This window comes from Wolbachia endosymbiont of Pentalonia nigronervosa, from assembly GCF_014534705.1.
Taxonomy (GTDB): domain Bacteria; phylum Pseudomonadota; class Alphaproteobacteria; order Rickettsiales; family Anaplasmataceae; genus Wolbachia.
The window spans coordinates 1-6,599 of record NZ_JACVWV010000066.1 but is presented as its reverse complement, the minus strand read 5'-3'; the positions used below and the strand labels follow the sequence as shown (position 1 = coordinate 6,599).

General features: G+C 34.4%; 4 protein-coding genes and 1 pseudogene. All 5 read left to right on the top strand.

What is annotated here, in order from left to right:
- A pseudogene (locus IC220_RS05820) lies at positions 1-491 on the top strand (transposase family protein); the annotation flags it as partial.
- Between the two features lie 233 nt (positions 492-724).
- Entirely contained in the window at positions 725-2,302 is a 1,578-nt protein-coding gene (gene nusA / locus IC220_RS05815) for a transcription termination factor NusA (RefSeq protein WP_188153558.1), read from the top strand.
- Between the two features lie 2 nt (positions 2,303-2,304).
- The gene (gene infB, locus IC220_RS05810) at positions 2,305-4,608 is read left to right on the top strand and encodes a translation initiation factor IF-2 (RefSeq protein WP_188153557.1); all 2,304 of its coding nucleotides are present in this window, start codon (positions 2,305-2,307) and stop codon (positions 4,606-4,608) included.
- On the top strand, positions 4,609-4,992 hold the full coding sequence (locus IC220_RS05805) for a ribosome-binding factor A (protein WP_188153556.1): 384 nt from the start codon (positions 4,609-4,611) through the stop codon (positions 4,990-4,992).
- Complete coding sequence (ubiA, locus tag IC220_RS05800; RefSeq protein ID WP_188153555.1) at positions 4,992-5,849, top strand: 4-hydroxybenzoate octaprenyltransferase; 858 nt, start codon at positions 4,992-4,994, stop codon at positions 5,847-5,849. The genes IC220_RS05805 and ubiA overlap by 1 nt, the downstream gene beginning before the upstream one ends.
- Positions 5,850-6,599: the final 750 nt, after the last annotated feature.

Here is a 6,599-nt window from a genome sequence, read left to right as displayed (position 1 = left end):
ATTGTTGGCAAAAAAAATTAGCATAAAAAAGGATAGAACCTTAACGCCCGAAAGGATTTTTAGCAGATGTTACAGCACAGCCGATACAGCGACCAAAAGACAGCAAAAAACGTAAAAAAAGTTACTCTGGCAAAAAGAAAACAACGACCATAAAAACCGATCGAAGAAAGTGTTGTCAGTTTCAAAGTCGCATCGAGCACGATTTTCGCATAAGAAAACAGGCTGCCAAGAGATAGTATAAAACACGCTGATTCCGGCTATCAAGGATGGCAAAAAGTTCAAAGTAATGTAGTAATTCCACATCCGGAAAAAACCGCTAACGGAAGAGCAAAAGGAGCATAATAGAAAGCTGGAGGATGCAAGTGGAAAATAAAATTCGCGAGATCAAAATATTCAAAATTATATCAAATGTTTACCGCAATTTTCAGAAGAAATACAACATGAGATTCAATATTATTGCTGGTATTGTGAACCTAAGGCACGGTTTTTAACCTTACTTTGTTTATGTACTCTCATATTCTGAGTTTTTCTCCTTTGATTCACAGCAGATCTAATGTCAAGTTGCACATGTATTAATCTGTCACTTGGATATCGAGATCAAGAAATAAGCATTGGAATTTTGAAACTATATTAAAAATATGAAAAAACTTGACTTTAATCAGTATTTATTTAACACTTAAAATAGTCTATTGAAGCTATAATTAAACTAATTGGATTTATTTGTATGATTGCTAATCGTAAAAATAGTATTAAACATAAAAATAATAAGAACAACATAATTGGTGGACTTGATATAATCAAAACAGCAGTTGAAGTTTCAGAGCAAAAAGGTTTAGATCTCGAAGTTGTAATAAAAGCATTAGAAAGTGCTATAGAAGCGGTAGCTCAGCAAAAATATGGTAGCAAAAGTAAGATTGTAGTTAAGATAGATAGAAATACGGGTAAAATTTCCGTATATAGAAAATTACAAATTGTTGATGATGAATCAGAAGATGAATCAGGATCAAACTTAAACGAAACTAAGTGTACTCTCTCACGAGCTAAATTAATAAGTACGGAAGATGTAAAAGTTGGTGACACTATTCATGAACTACTCTCTCTGGATACCGACCTTACTTCAGCAAGAATTGCTCAACAAAAAATTGCGCAAGTAATCAAAGACGAAGAGTTGAAAAAGCAATATGAACAATTTAAAGACAAGGTAGGAGAGGTAAGATATGGTATTGTAAAACAAGTTGGATACCCAGATTTAATTGTGGATATAAATGGCACTAATGCGTTTCTTATGTCACGTGATTTGATCGGGGATGAGCGATTTCGTGAAGGCGATAAAGTTAAGGCTTATATACAAAGTGTTAGGCGTGCTGATGATGGACGTCAAATCATTCTATCCAGGGTTCATGCAGGTTTCCTAGAAGCGTTGTTAAAACAAGAAGTCCCGGAAATTGCTGATGGATTAGTCGTAGTCAAAGCTATAGCTCGAGATGCCGGCTCAAGGTCAAAAGTTGCTGTTTTTTCTCCTGACAAAAATATTGATCCTGTGGGCGCTTGTGTTGGCATCAGGGGAGATAGGATAAAGAGCATAATACACGAACTAAATGGTGAAAAGATCGATGTCATAAATTATTCTTCAGACTTTGGTCAATTTGTGATTAAGGCAATCACTCCTGCAGAAGTATCAAAAGTCATCATTGATGAAGATGAAAAATGTGTAGAGTTAATAGTCCCTGAAGATCAATTAAGTTTAGCCATAGGAAAAAAGGGCCAGAATGTAAGATTAACTTCAGAGCTTGTTGGATGGAAAGTTGAAATACTCAGTACTCAGCAGGAGTCAGAAAGGCGGAATAAAGAATTTAGCCAATGTTCTGCTTTATTTGCTGAAGCTTTGAATTTAGAAGAAATTATGGGTCAATTGTTAGTAACTGAAGGTTTTTCAAGCGTGGAAGATATAGCAAATGCTTCAATTAAAGAACTTGCTGCAATAGAAGGATTCAATGAAGATATTGCACATGAACTGTATAATAGAGCAAGCAAGTATCTCAGTGAGGAAAATGATAAAAAGATAGCAGAATTGAAGAATTTAGGTATGGAAGATGATGTGCTCAATTTGCCTTTATCAATAGATTATAAAATTGCATTAGGTAGTAATGGTATTAAAACTTTAGAAGATATAGCGGACTTATCAAGTTACGAATTTTGCAACATACTTTCTTCCTCTCTTTCAACTGATAACTCACAAGAGTTAAAAAATTCAGTAGATTCAATAATAATGGAAGCACGTAAAAAGCTTGGGATAATATAGATATGGATAATGAAGAGACTGAGAACAAAAAATTAACGCTTCAAGGTTCGAGTAAGCTTAAATTAGGCTTAGATTTAAATTCTTTAGTTAGCTCAAATACTGGAGCTATGATAGTAAAAAAAAGAAGAAAAAAATTCCATGAAGAACATGATGCTTTTGATAGTAGTAAATTATTAGGTTCTCTTACGGAAAAAGAGCAAATTTTTCGGATTAATGCTGTTCAAAATGCCGCTTTACTGAAAGAAAAAAACAACAAACAAATAGAAAAGGAAATTATAGTAGAAGAAAATGATAATGAAGATGAGCAAACAGATAGCGGTACAGAGGTCTTAACAGAAAAGGTTGAAGAGCAAACTTCAGAGGATATTGATAAAAAGGAAGATGACCAAGATAGCAAAAAAAAGTCTTCCAAAGCTAGTAAAGATAAGGATACATATTCTAAACATACGAAATTAATCATCGAACAAGCAATAGATGAAAAAGTTGAACAGGCTCCTATATTTAGGCAAAAATTTGGTATAAGAAATAAAAAGTCAAAATTTGCTAAAGGCAAGAATATATCAAGAGAAGTTACTATACCAGATGAAATTACGGTTAGGGAGTTATCTATTCGCATGGCAGAAGATAGTAAAAGTGTTTTAAGAATGTTAAAAGAAGAAGTTGGTGAAAGTTATAGAGCAAACGACTTGGTGGATCCAGATATAGCATGTGAAATAGCGAAAAAATTTAATCATACAGTTAAGCGGGTGAGTGATGCTGATAAAGAAAAAGACTTATTTTCTATAGAGAATTTGCCAAAAAAACATAAACCACCTATTGTTACTTTTATGGGTCATGTAGACCATGGTAAAACTTCACTGCTTGACGCATTTCGTGAATCCAATGTTGTAGAAAGAGAATCAGGCGGCATAACTCAGCATATAGGTGCTTATCAAATAGTGACAAAAAATAAGCAAAAAATCACTTTTATTGATACACCAGGGCATGAAGCATTCACTGCAATGCGTGCATGTGGTGCTAACATTACTAACATAGTTGTCATAGTGGTGGCAGCTGATGATGGAATCATGAAACAAACAGTTGAAGCAATTAATCATACAAAAGCAGCAAATGTGTCAATTATAGTTGCGATTAATAAAATTGATAAATCTCAACCTGGTGATGTAGAAAAAGTAATTAGTAGCTTACCTCAATATAATTTAATTCCTGAAGAGCTAGGTGGTGACGTAATGATCGTTCCAGTTTCAGCAAAAAAGAAAATTAACTTGGATAAATTAGAAGAAGCAATTTTGCTAATCGCTGAATTAATGAGTTTAGAAGCAATAGAGAATTGCCGTGCAATGGGATGGGTGGTGGAGTCTAAAATAGATAAAACTAAAGGAATATCAGCCACGTTGATAGTTGAAGAAGGAACGTTGAAAGTAGGTGATATGCTCGTAATAGGCACAACATATGGTAAAGTACGTAGTATGGTAAACCATCTTGGGCAAAGAGAAAAAGCTGCCTTACCTTCTGCTCCAGTTGAAATTACTGGTTTAAACGGAATACCAAGTGCAGGAGATAAATTTGTTGCCGTAGGTTCTGAAAAGCAAGCCCGTGAAGTTGTTGAATACAGATCAGAATTAGTTAAGAAAAAAAAGGAAAGTCTCGATAGCTCTGACTTAGATATATTTAGCCATGGTAGTAACAAAACAGAAGAGTTATGTATAGTTTTAAAGTGCGATGTCACTGGCTCTATTGAAGCAATATCAAGTTCAATTGATAAACTAGGAAAAGACGAAGTAAAATTAAATATTCTACATAAAGCAGTAGGAGGAATAACAGATTCAGATGTATTGCTTGCAGAAGCATCTAACGCAGTAATTTTGGCTTTCAATGTAAAAGTGGATTCAAAAATAAGAGATTTAGCAAAGCAGAAAGGTGTAGAAATACACACTTACAATATAATATATGAGCTTATTGATGATATGAGAATGTACTTAACTAAGATGTTAAAACCTATCATACGAGAAAATCATATCGGTTCTGCTTCTGTAAGGCAGATATTCAATGTGTCTAAAGCTAGTAATATTATTGGCTGCCATGTAAGCAATGGTATTATAAAAAGGGATTCTGTGATCAAGGTAATGCGCAATAACACATTGATATATACAGGAAAATTAAAAGCATTACGTAGATTTAAAGATGATGTTAAGGAGGTAGGTACAAATTTTGAGTGTGGAATGTCATTAGAAGGGAATGTTGATGTTAAAGTGGGCGATGTTTTAGAAGCTTATCAGATAGTACAAGAGGAAAGGGTATTATAGATGAAAAAGGAAATTAGGAACTTAAAGATAGCATCAGTGCTGCATAGAGCAATATCTAGAGTTTTAATGGAAAGCAAGATATGTAATCAAAGTATAGTAGTATCTGAAGTAAAATTAAGTAAAGATATGAGTAAAGCAGATGTTTATATTGTACTGTCTTCATTGAATGGACCTCTCTCAGAGTTTTCTTCCTGCACTTCAAGTGGAACACAGGGAGATATTAACTCTGTTGTTAACGAGATGAATCAGTCTGCATGGTTGGTGCGCAAATCTATACTGCATTATGTTAAATTACGTTTTATACCCGAGTTAGTTTTTAAGCCTGATTTAGCATTTAATAACTTTGTTAATGTAGATGAAATATTACGTAGTCATATCAACTGATGCATTCTAATCATTACTTTTCTCTAATGAGGTTACATAGCTTAAGTGGTTTATGGCTTATGCTATTTCCCAGCTTAAGTGGCATTCTTTTAGCTTCAACTTCTCTATCTTGGCAAACTTTTTTTTACATCGCACTATTTATTATAGGGGCATTTTTGATGAGACCTGCTGGATGTATCATCAATGATATTTTCGACAAAAAAATAGACGCACATGTTGAACGGACAAAATTTAGACCACTTGCAAGTGGTAAACTAAACGTAAAGCAAGCCTTAATTTTACTTTTTTTATTGTTATCTGCTGCGTTTATAATCTTACTACTAACTAATATCACTACATTGGTGCTTGGCATGTTTTCCATATGTATGACAATCATTTACCCTCTACTAAAACGTTATGTTTGGTGGCCTCAATTATTTTTGGGATTCACCTTCAATATGGGATCGCTGATGGGTTGGTCAGTTATAAAAAATCAGGTTAGCTTAGAACCAATCCTTTTTTATGTAGGGTGTGTTTTTTGGACGCTATGTTATGACACAATATATGCTCATCAAGACAAAAAAGACGATGAAAAAATAGGAATGAAGTCAACAGCACTATATTTTGGTGATTCTACAAAGCCTTGGCTGAAAAGATTTTACTTAGCATCTTTCACGATGTGGTTATATGCTGGTATTTTGTCATCACTAAACAATGTTTTTTATCTTGCCCTACTTGCCGTGGGATTTATATTTTATTACCAATACAAAAATTTTAATCCAGATAATTCTTCTCAATGTATGTCCATATTTAAAAATAACTCCTATGTTGGGTTATTGCTATTTTTCGGTGCCTTTTTGGACCGAATCATCAATTGATGCATAGCTATAGTATTTTCTAAAACAAGAGTTGCATTTGTTAAAAGATATCAGTAATTTATTGACATGAGAGACAGTATCTATGGATTAGAAATCACTAAAAAAGTTAAGAAAATAGGGTAAACTCCTAAAATATACTATAAAAATAGAGAGGTTACCGTGTGCCGTAGAAGCGGTAAGCTGAAGCTGCACAATAGATGAGGGTGGGCCCCTCAAAGCCGGTTTGCAAGAGCAGGCTTTAAACAACCATAAGCTGCTTTGGTAAAGAGCCAAGGTGGTGAGCGTTATGGAAAAGGCGCAATTATGCGTCATGTAGGGAATAGAGAGATGAACGAAAGTGAACCACTGAAGAAGTGTCGAAACCTATAAAATGGCGTCGAAACCAGGGGATGGTAACTACTTGGGATAAATCTATCGGGAGCTTGTTTACTGGGTAGATGGCGTCCGGCATAGAGGTGGCATGAATCTACATCAGGCTGTTGTGTGGAACTACGGGAACCTGTCATTTCGATGATAAGGGAGAAATCCAAGGAGCTAAACTCTAAAATGCACAGTCCCAAAGAGTGATGGTATAATAAAATATGAGAAAAAAATACCATCAAAGGAGGAATTATCAAGTATTACATGGGTGCGCCAAGACAACAGAGGCGGTGCGTAGAGCAATACAAAATAGTAAAGAGAGCATAGCAAAACTTTCTGAACGCTATCCCGAAAACTATTGTAAAATGGAAAAAACGCTCATTTACGCAA